The organism is Rhodococcus sp. 2H158 (assembly GCF_053764755.1).
Genome location: NZ_JBSNCE010000009.1, coordinates 1 through 16,669, shown reverse-complemented (window position 1 = coordinate 16,669; position 16,669 = coordinate 1). Strand labels below are relative to the sequence as shown.

The 16,669-nt window shown below is 70.4% G+C and carries 16 protein-coding genes and 3 pseudogenes; 8 read left to right on the top strand and 11 right to left on the bottom strand.

Going from position 1 to position 16,669, the window contains the following annotated elements; translation table 11 throughout:
- The first annotated feature begins 1 nt into the window (after position 1).
- From ACWPOB_RS10490 to ACWPOB_RS10480, 3 genes are read left to right on the top strand one after another with little or no spacing between them, the layout of a single operon-like run.
- Positions 2-841 (top strand): urea amidolyase associated protein UAAP1, encoded by an 840-nt coding sequence (locus ACWPOB_RS10490; protein WP_455400771.1) that lies wholly within the window; start codon positions 2-4, stop codon positions 839-841.
- A gap of 2 nt (positions 842-843) precedes the next feature.
- The gene (locus ACWPOB_RS10485; protein ID WP_455400770.1) at positions 844-1,500 is read left to right on the top strand and encodes an urea amidolyase associated protein UAAP2; all 657 of its coding nucleotides are present in this window, start codon (positions 844-846) and stop codon (positions 1,498-1,500) included.
- Positions 1,497-3,467 carry a 5-oxoprolinase/urea amidolyase family protein gene (locus tag ACWPOB_RS10480; protein ID WP_455400769.1) on the top strand — a complete coding sequence of 657 codons (1,971 nt, stop codon included), beginning with the start codon at positions 1,497-1,499 and terminating at the stop codon, positions 3,465-3,467. Before ACWPOB_RS10485 ends, ACWPOB_RS10480 begins: the two co-directional genes overlap by 4 nt.
- 60 nt (positions 3,468-3,527) lie before the next feature.
- Here the strand turns inward: ACWPOB_RS10480 and ACWPOB_RS10475 are convergent, their stop codons facing one another.
- The gene (locus ACWPOB_RS10475; RefSeq protein WP_029543516.1) at positions 3,528-3,887 is read right to left on the bottom strand and encodes a RidA family protein; all 360 of its coding nucleotides are present in this window, start codon (positions 3,885-3,887) and stop codon (positions 3,528-3,530) included.
- Between the two features lie 74 nt (positions 3,888-3,961).
- On the opposite strand from ACWPOB_RS10475, the gene ACWPOB_RS10470 reads away from it, so the two are divergent.
- Positions 3,962-4,981 carry an Rv2578c family radical SAM protein gene (locus ACWPOB_RS10470; protein WP_455400768.1) on the top strand — a complete coding sequence of 340 codons (1,020 nt, stop codon included), beginning with the start codon at positions 3,962-3,964 and terminating at the stop codon, positions 4,979-4,981.
- 78 nt (positions 4,982-5,059) lie between these two features.
- Here ACWPOB_RS10470 and ACWPOB_RS10465 read toward each other — a convergent pair whose 3' ends face one another.
- The 6 genes from ACWPOB_RS10465 to ACWPOB_RS10440 all read right to left on the bottom strand — a co-directional run bounded on the left by ACWPOB_RS10465 (position 5,060) and on the right by ACWPOB_RS10440 (position 11,717).
- Positions 5,060-6,475, bottom strand: coding sequence for an amino acid permease (locus ACWPOB_RS10465; RefSeq protein ID WP_455400767.1), 1,416 nt, complete (start codon positions 6,473-6,475; stop codon positions 5,060-5,062).
- A gap of 301 nt (positions 6,476-6,776) precedes the next feature.
- Complete coding sequence (locus ACWPOB_RS10460) at positions 6,777-7,202, bottom strand: ATP-binding protein (RefSeq protein ID WP_455400766.1); 426 nt, start codon at positions 7,200-7,202, stop codon at positions 6,777-6,779.
- Positions 7,192-7,530 carry an STAS domain-containing protein gene (locus ACWPOB_RS10455; protein WP_455400765.1) on the bottom strand — a complete coding sequence of 113 codons (339 nt, stop codon included), beginning with the start codon at positions 7,528-7,530 and terminating at the stop codon, positions 7,192-7,194. The genes ACWPOB_RS10460 and ACWPOB_RS10455 overlap by 11 nt, the downstream gene beginning before the upstream one ends.
- Positions 7,527-9,491, bottom strand: coding sequence for a glycosyltransferase (locus tag ACWPOB_RS10450; protein WP_455400764.1), 1,965 nt, complete (start codon positions 9,489-9,491; stop codon positions 7,527-7,529). Before ACWPOB_RS10450 ends, ACWPOB_RS10455 begins: the two co-directional genes overlap by 4 nt.
- Positions 9,488-10,729, bottom strand: coding sequence for a PP2C family protein-serine/threonine phosphatase (locus ACWPOB_RS10445; RefSeq protein WP_100057016.1), 1,242 nt, complete (start codon positions 10,727-10,729; stop codon positions 9,488-9,490). Before ACWPOB_RS10445 ends, ACWPOB_RS10450 begins: the two co-directional genes overlap by 4 nt.
- 1 nt (position 10,730) lies before the next feature.
- Entirely contained in the window at positions 10,731-11,717 is a 987-nt protein-coding gene (locus ACWPOB_RS10440; RefSeq protein ID WP_455400763.1) for a glycoside hydrolase family 26 protein, read from the bottom strand.
- 183 nt (positions 11,718-11,900) lie between these two features.
- Here ACWPOB_RS10440 and ACWPOB_RS10435 point away from each other — a divergent pair, with 183 nt between their 5' ends.
- Positions 11,901-13,721 carry an NAD(P)-binding domain-containing protein gene (locus ACWPOB_RS10435; protein ID WP_455400762.1) on the top strand — a complete coding sequence of 607 codons (1,821 nt, stop codon included), beginning with the start codon at positions 11,901-11,903 and terminating at the stop codon, positions 13,719-13,721.
- A gap of 122 nt (positions 13,722-13,843) precedes the next feature.
- On the opposite strand, the gene ACWPOB_RS10430 is transcribed toward ACWPOB_RS10435, so the two are convergent.
- A complete protein-coding gene (locus ACWPOB_RS10430; protein ID WP_100057015.1) occupies positions 13,844-14,281 on the bottom strand; it encodes an SRPBCC family protein in 438 nt (145 codons plus the stop codon).
- Positions 14,282-14,424: 143 nt separating this feature from the next.
- Here ACWPOB_RS10430 and ACWPOB_RS10425 point away from each other — a divergent pair, with 143 nt between their 5' ends.
- Positions 14,425-14,724 (top strand): protease inhibitor I42 family protein, encoded by a 300-nt coding sequence (locus ACWPOB_RS10425; RefSeq protein ID WP_455400761.1) that lies wholly within the window; start codon positions 14,425-14,427, stop codon positions 14,722-14,724.
- Here the strand turns inward: ACWPOB_RS10425 and ACWPOB_RS10420 are convergent.
- Positions 14,711-15,169 carry a hypothetical protein gene (locus ACWPOB_RS10420; RefSeq protein WP_455400760.1) on the bottom strand — a complete coding sequence of 153 codons (459 nt, stop codon included), beginning with the start codon at positions 15,167-15,169 and terminating at the stop codon, positions 14,711-14,713. The two genes, ACWPOB_RS10425 and ACWPOB_RS10420, sit on opposite strands and share 14 nt — an antisense overlap.
- A gap of 154 nt (positions 15,170-15,323) precedes the next feature.
- Here ACWPOB_RS10420 and ACWPOB_RS10415 point away from each other — a divergent pair, with 154 nt between their 5' ends.
- Both ACWPOB_RS10415 and ACWPOB_RS10410 read left to right on the top strand, forming a co-directional pair.
- Complete coding sequence (locus ACWPOB_RS10415) at positions 15,324-15,707, top strand: VOC family protein (protein ID WP_100057012.1); 384 nt, start codon at positions 15,324-15,326, stop codon at positions 15,705-15,707.
- A 97-nt stretch (positions 15,708-15,804) separates the two neighbouring features.
- Positions 15,805-15,948: pseudogene (locus tag ACWPOB_RS10410) on the top strand (IS256 family transposase); the annotation flags it as partial.
- A 138-nt stretch (positions 15,949-16,086) separates the two neighbouring features.
- Here ACWPOB_RS10410 and ACWPOB_RS10405 read toward each other — a convergent pair.
- Positions 16,087-16,251: pseudogene (locus tag ACWPOB_RS10405) on the bottom strand (IS1380 family transposase); the annotation flags it as partial.
- Positions 16,252-16,616: pseudogene (locus tag ACWPOB_RS10400) on the bottom strand (IS1380 family transposase); the annotation flags it as partial.
- Positions 16,617-16,669 lie beyond the last annotated feature (53 nt).

The following is a 16,669-nucleotide window of genomic DNA, read 5'->3' as shown; positions in this document are numbered from 1 at the left end:
GATGACCGACGTCCTCGACACCGCCACCACCCACGCCGCCAAGGCGCACGCCCGCGCGCAGGCCGGCACCGTCACCGACGGCATGCCCACCGTGCCCGCCACCGCGTACCCCACCCCGCCCGGCGGCCGCACCGCCACCATGACCTGGGCGGAGACCGTGCCCGGCGGCCGCTACACCGCCAAGGCCCTCGCCCGCGGCACGCGGCTGCGGCTGCGCGACATCGACGGCGCCGCCTGCGCCCACCTGCTGCTCTTCCGCGCCGACGCCCCGCACGAGCGGCTCAACGTCGCCGACACCGTCAAGGTGCCGTGGCAGGCCTACCTCGGCGTCGGGCACCCGCTGCTGTCGGACCAGGGTCGGGTGCTCGCCACCGTCGTCGCCGACACCTCCGGCCGCCACGACGCCCTGTGCGGCACCACGAACCTCGCCGGGAACACGGCGAAATACGGTGCGGGCAGCCTGCACTCGCACGCCCCCGCCGGGCGGGAGCTGTTCACCGTCGCCGCCGCGAAGCACGGCCTCGCCCCGCGCGACCTGCCGCCGTCCCTGTCGTTCTTCCACGGCGTGCGCGTCGCGGCCGACGGGGCCCTGACCAGCACCGGCACCGCCGGCGCCGGAGCCTGCGTCGAGCTGCTGATCCACCTGCCGGTGATCGCACTCATCGCCAACACCGCCCACCCCCTCGACCCGGCACCCGGGTTCCCCACCACCACCCTCGAGGTGCTCGCCTGGCACGCCCCGCGTGACCTCGACGTCCTGCCGAACACGGACCCCGAATACCGGCGCGCCGTCCTCAACGCCGAGGACGCCTGGACTGCCGCCACCGGAACGGAGCACTGATCATGACCTCGACCCTCGACCTGCCGGCGCTCGTCCCCGGGACCGTGATCCGCGACGAGATCGCCGGTGCCCGCGGACCGTGGTCGGCCGTCGTCGCCGCCGGCGACGTGCTCACCATCGTCGACCTGCACGGCAACCAGGCCGTCGACACCCTGATCTACGACGCCCACGACACCACCGTCCGCTACAGCGCCGCCGCCACCGTCGCCGCGCAGGGCAACCTGTTCCTCACCGCCGGCTCGGTGCTGCGCGCCGCCGACGGCGAGGAACTGATGACCCTCGTCGCCGACGAGGTCGGCAACCACGACACCGTCGGCGGCGCCTGCTCGCAGGAGTCGAACACCCTGCGCTACGGCCACCACACCAAGCACCAGCACGCCTGCGTCGAGAACTTCCTCATCGAGGGTGCCCGGTGGGGTCTGGGCAAACGCGACCTGGTTTCCAACATCAACTTCTTCATGAACGTGCCCGTCGACCCCGACGGCACCCTCGGCATCGTCGACGGCCTCTCCGCGCCCGGCAAGCGCCTCGCGCTGCGCGCCGACCGCGACGTGCTCGTCCTCGTCTCCAACTGCCCGCAGATCAACAATCCGTGCAACGGTTTCGACCCCACCGCGGTGCGGATGATCGTCACCCGACCGGAGGCCCGACCGTCATGACCACCAAGATCACCGTCGACCGTCCCGGCATGCTCACCACGGTGCAGGACTATCCGGGCCGCACCGGCTACTGGCAGATCGGGGTCCCGCCCTCCGGCCCGATGGACGACCTGTCGTTCCGCCTCGGCAACGCCGCGCTCGGCAACCCCGAGGGCGCGCCCGGCCTCGAATCCACCATGGCCGGACCGGCCCTGCGCTTCACCGACGCCACCGAGGTGTGCGTCACCGGCGCCCCGGCGACCGTGACGGTGAACGGCACGGTGGTCCCGCAGTGGCGTCCCGTCACCGTCCCCGCCGGCGGCGTGCTCGACGTCGGCGCCGTCGCCGGCCCCGGCCTGCGCGTGTACGTACTCGTCGGCGGCGGACTCGACGTCCCCGAATTCCTCGGCAGCGCAGCCACCTTCACCCTCGGAAGGTTCGGCGGCCACGAGGGCCGCACCCTCACCGAGGGCGACGTGCTCGTCGTCGGGGAGGCCGCGACCGGAGCGGCCGCCCCGGTGCCGGCCGAGCACGTGCCGGCCATGACCGCGCGCTGGGAGATCGCCGTCACCGAGGGCCCGCACGGCGCGCCGGAGTTCTTCACCCGCAGCGACATCGACACGCTCTACGCCACCGATTACGAGGTGCACTTCAACTCCGACCGCACCGGCGTGCGCCTGACCGGGCCGAAGCCGCAGTGGGCACGCACCGACGGCGGGGAGGCCGGCCTGCACCCGTCCAACATCCACGACAACGCGTACTCCGTCGGCGCGCTCGACTTCACCGGCGACACCCCCATCCTCCTCGGGCCCGACGGCCCGAGCCTGGGCGGATTCGTCTGTCCCGTCACCGTCGTCGCCGCGGACCGGTGGAAGCTCGGTCAGCTCGCGCCCGGGCACACGGTGCGGTTCGTGCCCGTCCGCGCCGAGCACGCCGCGTCGCGTCGCGCACTCGGCGTCGCCCGCCGCGCCGGGCTGTCGCTGGTGGTCTCGCCCGGTGGCGACGGCGACGACGGCGTCCTCGCCCGCCGCGACGGCGACACCGCCGTCACCTACCGGCGCAGCGGCGACGACAACGTCCTCGTCGAATACGGCGACATGACGCTCGATCTCGCGCTGCGGGCCCGTGTGCACGCGCTGCACCAGCGGCTCGACGCCGAACGTCCCGCGGGCCTGCTCGAGCTCACCCCCGGCATCCGGTCGCTCCAGGTCAAGGTCGACCCCGACGCGCTGCCGGTGCCGACGCTGCTCGACCTGCTCGGCGAGGCCGAGGAGCAGCTCCCGTCGAGCGACGAGCTCGTGGTGCCGAGCCGGCGGGTGCGCCTGCCCCTGTCGTGGGACGACCCGGCCACCCGCGAAGCGATCCAGCGGTACATGCACGGGGTGCGGGCGGACGCGCCGTGGTGCCCGTGGAACATCGAGTTCATCCGCCGGATGAACGGCCTCGACTCGGTGAACGACGTGTTCGACACCGTCTTCGCCGCCGACTACATGGTGCTCGGCCTCGGCGACGTGTACCTCGGGGCGCCGGTCGCGACCCCGCTCGACCCGCGGCACCGGCTCGTGACGACCAAATACAACCCGGCCCGCACGTGGACGCCGGAGAACGCCGTCGGCATCGGCGGGGCGTACCTGTGCATCTACGGCATGGAAGGCCCGGGCGGCTACCAGTTCGTCGGCCGCACGACCCAGGTGTGGAACCACCGCCACCCGCAGGCCGCCGGCCCGTTCGAGGCCGGCACACCGTGGCTGCTGCGCTTCTTCGACCGGATCTCCTGGTACCCCGTCGAACCGGAGGAGCTGATGGACCTGCGCGCCGACCTCGCGGCGGGCCGCGGCGGGGGAGTGGACATCACCGACGGCACGTTCTCCCTGGCCGAGCACCAGCGGTTCCTGGCCGGCAACGCCGCGTCGATCGACGCCTTCCAGCAGGTGCAGTCGGTGGCGTTCGCCGCCGAGCGCGCCCGCTGGGAGGCAGCGGCCGCGTAGCTCCGGTGTGCCCTTTGGGCGGCCCCTTCCGCCGGAAGGACACACCGGCGGCACAGCCGCCTACACGACGGCGTCGGCCTCGATCTCGATGAACAGGCCCTTGTCGATGAGACTCGAGACCTCGAGGATGGTGGAGGCCGGGCGGATCTCGCCGAACACCTCGCCGTGCACGAGCGCGGCCTCCTCCCATGTCGACATGTCGGTGAGGTACATGCGCGTGCGGATCACGTCCGTCAGCGAGGCGCCGGCCTCGCCGAGCGCGGCCTCGATGGTCTTCAGTGCGGCGCGCGTCTGGTCGGCGAGGGTGTCGCCGGCGCCGGTGGTGCCGGACACGGCGATCTGGTTGCCGATGCGCACGGCGCGGGAGTAGCCGATCCTGGGCTCCCATTCGGAGCCGGACGAGATGTTCACACGGGTCATGGCCCGGAATTCTGTCAGGCCGTCCCCGCCGCCCCGCGCTTGACTGTCGTTAGCACGTATGTTCGACTGACTGCATGCGGTGGGCGGCACAGACTCTCGACGTCGACGACGGCGCGCTCCCCGGCCTCGAACGGGCCGGGCTCGTCCGCAGCGTCCAGACCCCCGAGTTCGAGGGCATCACCTTCCACGAGGTGCTGTGCAAGAGCGCGCTCAACAAGACTCCCGAGGCATCGAACCTGCCGTTCCGCTTCACCGTCAACACTTTTCGCGGCTGCTCGCACGCGTGCCGCTACTGTTTCGCCCGCCCGACCCACGAGTATCTCGACCTCGACGCGGGCCGTGACTTCGACAGCCGGATCGTGGTCAAGACCAACGTCGCGGCCGTGCTGCGCCGGGAACTCGCGCGACGGTCGTGGAAGCGCGAGCACGTCGCCCTGGGCACCAATACCGACCCGTACCAGCGGGCCGAGGGCCGCTACCGGCTGATGCCCGGCGTCATCCGGGCCCTCGCCGAATCCGGCACGCCGTTCTCGATCCTGACCAAGGGCACGCTGCTGCGCCGCGACCTGCCGTTGCTCACCCTCGCCGCCGGGCAGGTCGACGTCGGCGTCGCCGTCTCCCTCGCGATCGGCGACCCCGACCTGCAGAAGCAGATCGAACCCGGCACCCCGTCGCCCAAGGCGCGCCTGGACCTGATCCGCGCCGTCAGCGACGCCGGCCTGCCCTGCCACGTCATGGTCGCCCCGGTCATCCCGTGCCTCACCGACTCCACCCGCCACCTCGACGACCTGCTCGGCGCGATCTCGGCGGCGGGGGCGACCGGCGTGACGGTGCTGCCGATGCACCTGCGCGGCGCCACCCGCGGCTGGTTCCTGTCGTGGCTGGGTCAGGAGCACCCCGCCCTGCTTCGGCGATACCGGCAGATCTACGGCCGCGGCGCGTACGTCTCACCGGAGTACAAGACGTGGTTGAAGGACCGCGTCGATCCGCTGGTGGCCCGCTACGGGCTCGGCGCGCGCGTGGCCGAGCACCGGCGCCCGGCCGCAGTGCCGCCACGGCCGGCAGCCGAGTCGGCGGACCCCACCCTGTTCTGAGCGGCGCTGCGGACCTCGGGACACGACGTCGCCCCCGGGGTGAGGGAGGTACCCGCGACGGCGACACCGGCCGGTCCGTCAGGTGGTTTCCGGGACCACGTCGGCGACCCCGGCGTTCGCGTCCACCGGCGCAATCGGAGCGGCACTGCGGCGCTGCCGGTAGACGCCGACTCCGACGACGACGGCGGCGAGGGCCGAGGACGTCAGCATCTGGCTGCGCGTGCTCTCCAGGGCGATCATGCCGGCGCACAGCGCGACGATCGCCGCGATGGTGAACCAGGTGAGGTACGGGAAGAGCCACATCCTCGGCGACAGCTCCCGGCCCTGGGCCTCGAGCGAGCGGCGCATGCGCAGCTGGGACGCGGCAATGACGAGCCACACGAACAGGGCGATCGCTCCGGAGGAATTGACCAGGAACAGGAACACCGTCTCGGGGTAGAGGTAGTTCAGGCCCACGGTGAGGAAGCCGACCACGGTGGAGACGAGAACTGCGTTGCGGGGCACACCGGACCGCCCGATGGTGGCCAGCGACGGCGGGGCGTCACCACGGCGCGACAGGGAGAAGATCATGCGGCTGGCGGTGTACAGGCCCGAGTTCAGGCACGAGAGCACCGACGTCAGCACGATGACGTCCATGATGGTGGCGGCCGCCGGGATGCCGAAGGAGTCGATGACCGCCACGTACGGGCTCAACGCCACCGAGGCGTCGTCCCACGGCAGCAGGGTGACGACGACGGCGATCGAGCCGATGTAGAAGATCAGGATCCGCCACACGACCGACCGCACCGCCTTGCGCACCGCCTCGGCCGGGTTGGCGGACTCGCCGGCGGCGATGGTCGCGATCTCGGCTCCGAAGAAGGAGAACACCACGACGAGGACCCCGGCGAGTACGGCACCTGTCCCGTTGGGGAAGAAGCCGCCGTGACCGGTGAGGTTGCTCAGTCCCGGCGCCTCGACGCCGGGCAGAAAGCCGCAGATCGCGAGGATGCCGAGCACGAGGAACGCCACGATCGCCGTGACCTTGATTGCGGCGAACCAGAACTCGAACTCGCCGAACGACTTCACCGACGCGATGTTGGTCAGCGTCAGCACGACCATGAGCACCAGCGCCCACGTCCACTGGGGCACGCCGGGAATCCAGCGGTTCATGATCACCGCGCCGGCCGTCGCTTCGATGCCCAGGACGATGATCCAGAACCAGGCGTAGAGCCATCCGATGGAGAACCCGGCCCATCGTCCGATGGCCCGGTCGGCATACGCCGAGAACGACCCCGTCTGCGGATTCGCCGCCGCCATCTCGCCGAGCATGCGCATCACGAGCACGACGACGACTCCGGCGAGTGCGTAGGCGACCAGCACCCCGGGACCGGTCTCCCGGATCGCAGCGCCCGAGCCGACGAACAAGCCCGCACCGATGACGCCCGCGATCGCGATCATCGACAGGTGCCGCTTCTCGAGCGTGTGCCTCAGCTCGGGCTGATCGCTGTTCGACATGGGAACCCCTTCACAACCAGGTTTGGTATCGAGTGTGATGTACCTCTCGACCGCCTGAGTCTGAGGTTCCCGCTCCGCCGCTGTAATAGACACATCGGCGAGCCGTCGATCCCGACGTTCGACGAAACGGCAGATGCGCGGCGCCGGCCTGGGATTTTCCGGCGGTCCGAGCGGTCGCGCGTGGGTCGACTTAACGGGAAGTTAACGGGCGTGGTCCGGACAAAGTCGGCATCTCGGTCGCCGCGGCGAGTGCGGACGCCGGGCCGGTCGCGTGGCCGGCCACGGGCGGACCGGTGCGCGGTTATGCCGGGTCGGTCCGTTCCCGCACGAGGATCCACCGGTTGCTGCTGCCCCGCCTGCGGTAGGACAACTCGTCCAGCGCCGCCAAGGCGATCGCCAGGCCCCGGCCCCGCTCGGCCATGTCCCCGGGCATCCGGACCGTCTCGAGGTCGACGCGCGCGGGCCGGCCGTCGTCGTGGAAGCGGGCCTCGATCCGGTCCGGGGACAGGCGCAGCTTCAGCCGCATCGTGACCGGAGCGCCGTCGCCGGCGTGCTCGACGATGTTGGCGGCGATCTCGGCCACCGCGATCTCGAAGGGGAAGCGATCCTCGTCCTCCACCTGCCCCGCGCACATCATCTCCTCGATCAGCGCGTGCACGTCGGTGAGTGTGTCGGCGCCCGTGACCGTCGTCAGAGCCCAAGATCCCGCGCCGGGGTCAGTCGCCATCGAACGCGGCGTCCGCGGAGTCGTACGTGCGCAGCACGCGGTCGAGGCTCGTCAGCGACAGCACGCTGCGCACCTGCGCCGTGGGCGCCGCCAGTCGCAGGTCCCCGCCGGCCTGCCGGGCGGCCTTGAGCCCCGACACCAGCGCCCCGAGCCCCGACGAGTCGATGAACTCGGTGCCGCCGAGGTCGACGACGACGCGGGCGGACCCGCCCTCGACGAGGCCGCGCAGCTGTTCCCGCAGCCGCGGTGCGGCGACCATGTTCAGCCGGCCCTCGGGCCGGACCACCACCACGTCCGAGCCGGTGGTGCGGGTTGCGAAGTGCGTCATCGTTTTCCTTCCATGTCGGGCCCGCGGTAGCGGACCGCCGGTATCACCACACTCAGGATCGCCAGGTCGAACAGCACCCAGAACAGGTTGACGCCGACGCCGAGCACCGAGCTCGCGCCCAGATACCAGCGCACCACGCCCACCGCCGACGCGATCACCAGCAGCGCCATCGCCGCGATCTGGTACCGCACCTTGCCCCACGGGAGCGTGGCGCGGCCCTGCCGCGTCTTCGGGGTCACCGCGAAGTCGAGGGGCTTGTGCAGGTACACGTTGCGAAATGCCGTCCAGCACGCCTTGATCCACACCGGGAACAGCGCCAGGCTGTACTGCTGCCCCCGCCAGGTCGGGGTGCCCCGACCGACCACGAAGAACAGCAGCTGGTTCAACAGCAGGAACGGGATGAGCCGGCCGAAGAAGTCCCAGCTGTAGGCCTGCACGGGCAGGACTCCGAAGATCAGGTAGATCACCGGCGCGGCGATGTAGGCGACGGCCGCGAAGCCGGCGAGGTAGCTCCACATCGTTGCCCAGTACATCAGCCGCTGCGGGATCGTCAATCCTCGCTGCACGAGCGGATTCTCCCGCAGCATCACCTGGATCGTGCCCTGCGCCCAGCGCAGCCGCTGGGTGAGCATTGTGCCCACATCCTCCGGCGCGAGACCGCGCGCGAGCACCTCGTGGTGGTAGACCGACTTCCAGCCCATCCCGTGCAGGCGCATCGACGTGGCCATGTCCTCGGTCACCGAGATCGTCGCCAGCGCCAGCGTCGGTTCGGCCTCGTCGTCGCGGCTGACGTCGACGGCGCGGATCATCGTGCGGATCGACTCGAGCGCCCCGAGCGGCGACCACTCGCGGTCGGCGAGGCGCGACAGTGTCGTCTCGTCGAGCAGAACTCCGTCGGCGTCGGACCCGGGGGTGGCGGTCAGGGCGGCGATCGCCTCCAGGTCTGCGCGGATCGATCCGGCGTCCGCGTCGACCACGGCCCGCGCGGCCTCGTCCACGCTCTGCTGGAACCGGTAGGTCACCTCGGCGAGTGGCTGTCCCTGCCGGACGGCCGCGCGGGCCGTGCGCACGGCCACCCGCACCGAATCGAGGGCGGCGAGAATCTCCGGCTGGTTCGCACCGGCCTCGGATCGCGCCCGGTCGAGCACCTTGCCGGCCGTGCGCAGCGCCCGCACCACGCCCTCCTCGACGGCACGGACGTAGCCGGTGATGCCCAGCTGCATCAGCGCCTCGCGGCGCAGGATCGCGTTCGAGCCGCAGAAGAAGGCGGCGTTCCAGCCGTCCTTGCCCTGCTGGATCGGGCCGTAGAACAGCGGGGCCTGGCTGCCCAGCGGATCGGAGTCCGGCACGTTGACGAAGTACTGCGGTGTCTGCACCAAGGCCGTCCGCTCATCCTCGAAGTAGCCGAGGGCGCGGTGCAGGATCTCCGGGTCGGGCACCTGGTCGGCGTCGAGGACGAGGATGAACTCGCCGTGAGTGTGCAGCAGGGCGTTGTTGAGGTTGCCCGCCTTGGCGTGGCGGGGCTTGTTCGTCCAGCTGGCCGCCCGCGTCATGTACCGGACCCCGAGTTCGGCTGCGGCGCGCTCCAAGTCGGGCCGCTCCCCGTCGTCGAGGATCCACGTCTCGTGCGGATACCGGATGCGTGCCGCCGCCTCGGCGGTCCCGATCACCAGGTCGACCGGCTCGTTGTAGGTGGTGATGAAGACGTCGACGGTCAGCCCGTCCGGCGGGATCGGCGGCGCGGCCCGCCGGCGCCACCGCCACATCGTGAGCCCGAACAGCATCGAGTCGATCAGGCTGTACGTCTCGGCGACGACGAGCGGCACCGCGATCCACCACGCGGACCAGTTGACGGAGAACAGCCAACGCCACACCACGTAGTTCACGCCGAGCAGCACCGTCGCGGTGATCAGGATCCGCAGCCCCGGCGACGGGTAGCGGTCCGCGCCGGCCGCACTCACGCGTCCTCGCAGCGACGGACCGCGACGACGGTGACGTCGTCCATCGGTGGGTGGCCTTCGGCCAGTGCCCGCGCCGCCTCGGTCAGGTCGTGCGGCGTCGCATGTTCCGCCACGAACCGGTACAGGGCCTCCCGGTCGCTGTGCTCGTCGAGCAGGTCGAGCAGCCCGTCGGAGCAGATCACCAGCGTGTCACCGGGTTCGAGGCGCGTGCACTGCGCCTGCCACGATGTCTCGCGGAGCACGCCGACGGGTAGCCCGGTGCCTGCCAGCGGCACCACGGAGCCGTCCGTGCGGCGGATCGCGGCCAGGCCGTGCCCGGCGTCGACGTAGTCCACCGACCCGGTGGCGAACTCGACCGCGGCATGGAACACGGTGACGAAGGTGCCGGTGTGTTCGCAGTCGTCCGTGAGGTTCTCGGCGGCGGCGCCGAGCGCGGCGCCCGTGTCCAGGACGCTGCACGCCTCGGCGTGGCTGAACCGCTCCATCACCCGGGACGCGCCGCGGAACGTGGAGCGCACCGCCGAGGACAGGATCGCCGCGCCGAGGCCCTTGCCCATCACGTCGGCGACGGTGACGACCAACCCGCCGCGCAACCGATAGTGGTCGTAGAAGTCGCCGCCGACCACGAACGCCGGAATGCACACGGCCTGCACCTCGAATCCGGGCAGCCCGGTCAACGGTCGCGGCAGCAGCTGGGACTGCATCGCGGCGGCGCGATCGAGTTCGTCGGCGCGCTGCAGTTCCCGCTGCGCCCATTCGGCAAGTTCGGCGAACGCGTCGAGCTGGTCGGGTTCGAGTGTCCGGGGCTCGGTGTCGTAGATGCAGAACGTGCCGACGGGATGACCCGCCGGACCGTACAACGGGTAGCCCGCGTAGAAGCGGACGCCGTCGTCGCCGCCGACACCGGGAATGCCGGCGAACCGGGGGTCGGCGGAGGCGTCCTCCACGATCAGCGTCGGATCGCCGGGGTGGTGGTAGGTGCGCGCAATCGTGGTCTTGCACATGCTCTCCTCGCGCGGCACCTGCACGAGGTCGAGCCCCTGGACGGACTTGAACCAGAGCCGGTCCCGGTCGAGCAGCGCCACACTCGCCATGGGCACCCCGAACACGTGCCGGGCCATGCGGGTGATGTGGTCGAACCGGTCCTCCGGCGGCGTGTCGAGGACCTCGAGCCGTTCGAGGTCGCGGACCCGCTCGTCCTCGAGGTCGTCGGGGAGGTGCGAGGTGTCGGTCGTCATGTCAGCGGTGCTCCCTCTGCAGGGCTTCCGCCAGCGCGGCAGCCGATTCCGGGGTGCTCGCCAGCCGCCAGTCGGTTTCCTTGTCGTGATCGAACCAGACGAACGCTGCCACGTCCGTCCGGTCGTCGAGGAAGGAGATCAGGTCGCCGACCCAGTCCGGCTTCGAACCGCCGACGTCGGTGCTGCCCACCTCGGTGACCACGATCGGCTTGCCCGGCGCGATCCGGCCGAGCTGGTCGAGGGTCTCCTCGAACAGCTCCCGCGGCGACCTCCAGCGGCTCCACGGCTGCGTGGCACCCCAGTTGTATCCGTCGACCCCGACCACGTCGACATACTCCGCCCCCGGGTACAGGTCCGCGATCGCGCTGCTGCCCTCGAACGAGACGTTCGGAGCCCACACCCATTTCACGTTGGCCACCCCTTTCGACGCGAACAACTCGTGCACGTGACGCCACGCGGCGACGTAGACGTGCGGCGGCGTCCCCCCGGCCGGACTCCAGGGGTACCAGGTCCCGTTCGGCTCGTGCGCGAAACGCAGGTAGACGGTCGAACCCCACGCGGCGAGCTCGTCGGCCCAGCGGTAGAGGTAGTCGTCGTGCACGCCCGCGGCGATCGACGCCATCGTGAACTCGCTGCCCTCGTACCGCCCGTCGCCGAGCCAGCGCCACGGCTCCCACGTGACGATCGGGTCGGCGCCCAGCCGCCGTACCGCGGCGAGCCCGGAGACGGGCGGCGGCGCGGCGAAGTCGGAGAACGACAGCACCACGGTCGGGGGAGTGCCCGCGATCTCGGCGACCCGTTCGAACTCGTCGACGGCGGTCGGGCCGCCGGGCGTGCTCACGCCGAATCGCAGGCACGCGCCGACCGGCTCGTGCAGCGGCGTGATCACGGCGCCGCAGTCGACGGCCGGCGCACATCCCACGGCGGTCGACACCGCGACGGCGAGGCCCGCCGCGACCGCTGCCGGGCGAGCATGTCCGTTTCTCACCGTTCCACCCTCGCATCCCGGACGAACCGTCGCCGGGTTTGCGGCTTCTCGGCGCGAGACGACCCGCGTCGATGCGGGGCCGCCGGGGTCCTGCGGCCGTGTGCAACACGATGCAACGCTGGCCGCACCCACCTGCCGTGCGGTGTGCTCTGTATCACAACAGTTCAGGACGAGGAGCACGCAATGACCGACACACTGACCCCACCCGACGCCGCGATCACCGGACCGCAGGAGAGGGTCGACGCGTGGCTGGCCGACTTCGAGGCCGCCCTCGCCGCGCGCGACGTCGAGGCCGCCGCGGGCATGTTCGCCACCGACAGCTTCTGGCGTGACCTGGTCGCCTTCACCTGGAACCTCAAGACCGTCGAGGGCCGGGAAGGCGTCGCCGACATGCTCCGCGCGCGGCTGCACGACGCCGACCCCAGCGGGTTCCGCACCACCGAGCCCCCCACCGAGGACGGCGGCGTCGTCAGCGCCTGGATCGCGTTCGAGACCGCGGTCGGCCGCGGCGTCGGGCACCTGCGGCTGAAGGACGAGGGCGCCTGGACCCTGCTCACCACCATGCAGGAGCTGAAGGGGCACGAGGAGAGCAAGGGCGTCCGCCGGCCCAAGGGTGTGCAGCACGGCGCCGACCGCAACCGCGTCACCTGGTCCGAGAAGCGCGAGGCCGAGGAGCGCGAACTCGGCTACACCACCCAGCCGTACGTCGTGATCGTCGGCGGCGGCCAGGGCGGCATCGCCCTCGGCGCCCGTCTGCGCCAGCTCGGCGTGCCCGCGCTCGTGCTCGACAAGCACGACCGGCCCGGCGACCAGTGGCGCGGCCGCTACAAGTCGCTGTGCCTGCACGATCCCGTCTGGTACGACCACCTGCCGTACATGCCGTTCCCCGAGAACTGGCCGGTGTTCGCGCCCAAGGACAAGATCGGTGACTGGCTCGAGATGTACACCAAGGTCATGGAGGTGCCCTACTGGTCCAAGACCACGTGCACCTCGGCGTCCTACGACGAGGCGACCGGCGAGTGGACCGTGAACGTGGTCCGCGACGGCGAACCCGTTGTGCTGAGGCCGAAGCAGCTGGTGCTCGCCACCGGCATGTCCGGCAAGCCCAACATCCCGACCTTCCCCGGCATGGACCGGTTCCGCGGGGACCAGCACCACTCCAGCCAGCACCCCGGACCGGACGCGTATGCGGGCAAGAAGGCCGTGGTGATCGGTGCGAACAACTCGGCGCACGACATCTGTGCCGCGCTGTGGGAGGTCGGCGCCGACGTGACGATGGTGCAGCGCTCGTCCACGCACATCGTCAAATCCGACTCGCTGATGGACCTCGGCCTCGGCGACCTGTACTCCGAGCGGGCCCTGGCCGCGGGGATGACGACGGCCAAGGCCGACCTGACGTTCGCGTCGCTGCCGTACCGGATCATGCACGAGTTCCAGATTCCCGTCTACAACGCGATCCGGGAACGCGACGCCGACTTCTACGCCCGGCTCGAGAAGGCCGGGTTCATGCTCGACTTCGGCGACGACGGCTCCGGGTTGTTCATGAAGTACCTGCGCCGCGGGTCCGGCTACTACATCGACGTCGGTGCCGCCGAACTCGTCGCCGACGGCGAGATCAAGCTGGCCCACGGCGGTGTCCGCGAGCTCACCGAGACCAGCGTGATCCTCGAGGACGGCACCGAACTCGAGGCCGACCTGGTGGTCTACGCGACCGGCTACGGCTCGATGAACGGCTGGGCGGCGGACCTGATCGGCCAGGACGTCGCTGACAAGGTCGGCAAGTGCTGGGGCCTGGGCTCGGAGACCACCAAGGACCCCGGCCCGTGGGAGGGCGAGCAGCGCAACATGTGGAAGCCCACCCGGCAGGAGGGCCTGTGGTTCCACGGCGGCAACCTGCACCAGTCGCGGCACTACTCGCTGTACCTGGCGCTGCAGCTCAAGGCCCGGCACGAGGGGATCCCGACGCCGGTGTACGGGCTTCAGGCGGTCCACCACCTGAGCTGATCCCGGAAAGCGACGAGCCGCCGGCGTACACGACGCGCCGGCGGCTCGTCGTGCCGAGGCCTGGTCGCTGTGTGGACCTGGCGTCGTGTCGGACCTGGTGCCGGGTCAGGCGTAGTGCCGGGTCAGGCGTAGTGCCGCAGGACGAACTCGGTCAGACCCTTGCGGATCGTCTTCACCGCGTGCTTCTGGCCCTGCCTGAGCATGAAGCCCGGCACCGGGATCTTCGGGTCGGTGGACATCGTCACCCGCACGCGCGTCCCGCGCTCGGTGCGGGTCAGGCGGTACTCGCCGTCCTGGGAGTGCTGCATCTCGCTCTCGATCAGCGTCCACGAGGTGGACTCTTCGGTCCACTCGTGCTCGATCACCTGCGTGTCCGAGATGCCGAACAGTGCGAGCGTCATGCGCACGAGGCGGGGCCGGCCGTCGTCGTGTCGCGATTCGACCCGTACGTCCTTGTGAGAGGACGACCACTCCGGGATGCGCTCGATGTCGGTCAACGCGCGCATCACCTGCTCGGGCGTCGCCTCGATCTCGAACTCGTCTGACACCGATGCGGCCATATGACTTCCCACTCCCTGGTCGATTCCCATGACGGTGGTCCGGATACCCGCCTCGCGGACCCTCGACACGTGTTCCGACGAACGAGGCCCCCGGATCGCTCCCGATAGTGACATAGATCACAAACCCGCCGTACTCTGGTCCAATGAGGCACGTGACGACCGGACCCCGGGACCTGCAGGTCGCCGTGGGCGACACCATCGAACTGCACCTGCCGGAGAACACCTCCCGCGACTACACCTGGTGCCCGACCCACATCGGCAAGGGTCTCCTGCTCAGCGACGTGCGATTCGTGCCGTCCCGGAATCCGCTCCCCGGAGCCGGCAGCGAGCGCATCCTCTACCTGCGCGCCAAGCGGCCCGGTACCTGGCCGGTGTCGCTGCAGCTGCAGCGGGCCCAGCACATGTCGGCGGACGAGCGGAGCATGACGGTCACCGTGACCTGACGGACCACCGCTCGTCGCCGCCGGCCGGTTGCGGTTCGCCCAAGCTCCGGCAGTGCGCCAGATAGCGCCGTGCCCAGTAGTGGACCGGCCGATGGTCGCCGGCCGCGGTGAGCCGAGCCAGCGCTCGGGTGCGGTCCACCAGCTGCTCGTGCAGGACCCGTTCCAGCACCGCCACCCGGCGCCCGTCGCCGGACGTCGCAATCTGCTCCACGCAGCGACTCAGGCGCGCGGCCCGCGCCGACGGGCGCTCGGCCGGCGCACCGCCATCCTGGAGGGCCTGTTCCAGAGCGTCCCGGTAGCCGAGCGCGTGCTCCAGATCGTCTGCGATCTCCCGCAGGCGCACCGGGTCGGCCGTGCGATCCCGGCGCGCCGCCAAGATCTGGATCTGCGTCCGCGTCAACTGCAGCACCGCCCGGAGGTGGACGGTCAACGTGCTCTCGTGCATGGTTCTTCCTCGCTCGACCGGGATGTTGCGGTCGAGTACACCCGCACCCTCTTAGCGGTGGCTTAGCGCCGATCGGCCTCGATCGGGCGGGTCCACCCGTTCGCGGAGGCTACGCTGAAACCCGGTCGTTCCGGTCGCACAGGAGGCGAACGCCATGGCAGGACGCATCGTGCACTTCGAGCTCCCCTACGACGACGGTGACCGCGCCCGGTCCTTCTATCGCGACGCGTTCGGATGGTCGCTCGCGGACGTCCCCGGCATGGACTACACCCTCGTCACCACCGGTCCCGTCGACGAGACCGGCACCTCCACCGAACCCGGGTACATCAACGGGGGCATGTTCCGACGCGACGAGTTGAAGAGTCCCGTCGTGACCGTCGACGTCGAGGACATCGACGCCGCGCTGCAGAGGATCGAATCGCTCGGCGGGAAGACGGTTACGGGGCGAATGCCCGTCGGCGACATGGGGTTCGCGGCGTACTTCTCCGATACCGAGGGGAACGTGATCGGGTTGTGGGAGTCGAGGCACGACGGGTAGCGGCACTCCGAGGTCGTCGCTTTCGAGAACTTTCCATGACTCGAGACACTTTCCATGACTCAAGACATAGGTGCGACAAGTGTAATTCTCGTCACTGGCGGAGCATTGGATCCATCTGCGCACGACGAACCCCATCGAATCTACTTTCGCGACAGTGCGTTTGAGGAGCAAGGTCACCAAGGGGCCGGGCTCGCGGACGGCCGGGCTCGCGATGGCGTTCAAGCTGATCGAGGCCGCTGAGCCCTGATCCACCGCCGTTGATCCGAGTCTGATATCCGATCGTTCTCGGACGTTGTTCCGGTTTCGGGCATGAGTGTCTCGCCGGTCTGCCCGGCGTTTCCACTGGTGTCCTCGGTCGTGACCCGTTCGGGGTCGGCGGTCAGGTGGTGGCTGCGGGTGGGCTGCTCGCGATGCGGAACAGGTTGGACCAGGCCTGTTTCCATGCCCAGTCGGTGGGCAGGTGCATGGTCAGCCGACGAGCGGAAGAGGCGATCCGGGCGGGGACGTTGATCAGGTGAGTGCGCAGCGTGGCCCAGCGGGCGCGGCGTGCCGCCACGGCGTCGAGCTGCTGAACATGCCCTGGGGTACCGCCCGCTTGCGGGGGAGGGTGAACGTGCGCAGGTAGGTGCCGAGCGTCGACGGCGCCCGCACCCCGCCGAACAGCCGGTTCATCGCCCCGTGGCGGAGAACATCGAGGTCGTCGATGCTGTCGGCACCGGCGAGCATCCCCGCGACGATGCTCGCGGACTTGACCGCCGGGTTCGGTGAACCGACGCTCAGATGGCGGCCGAACAGCTCGTGCAGACCGGCGGTCTCGGCCAGTCGCATCACCGGAACCAGCCCTGCGGCCGAGTCGGGTAGCGGGGACGCATTACTGCGTCCCCGCCCCCTCAGAACCGTACGTGCCACTCGTCGCGGCATACGGCTCAAGCAAGCCCCGCGGACGTCGCGGGCTGCTGGTT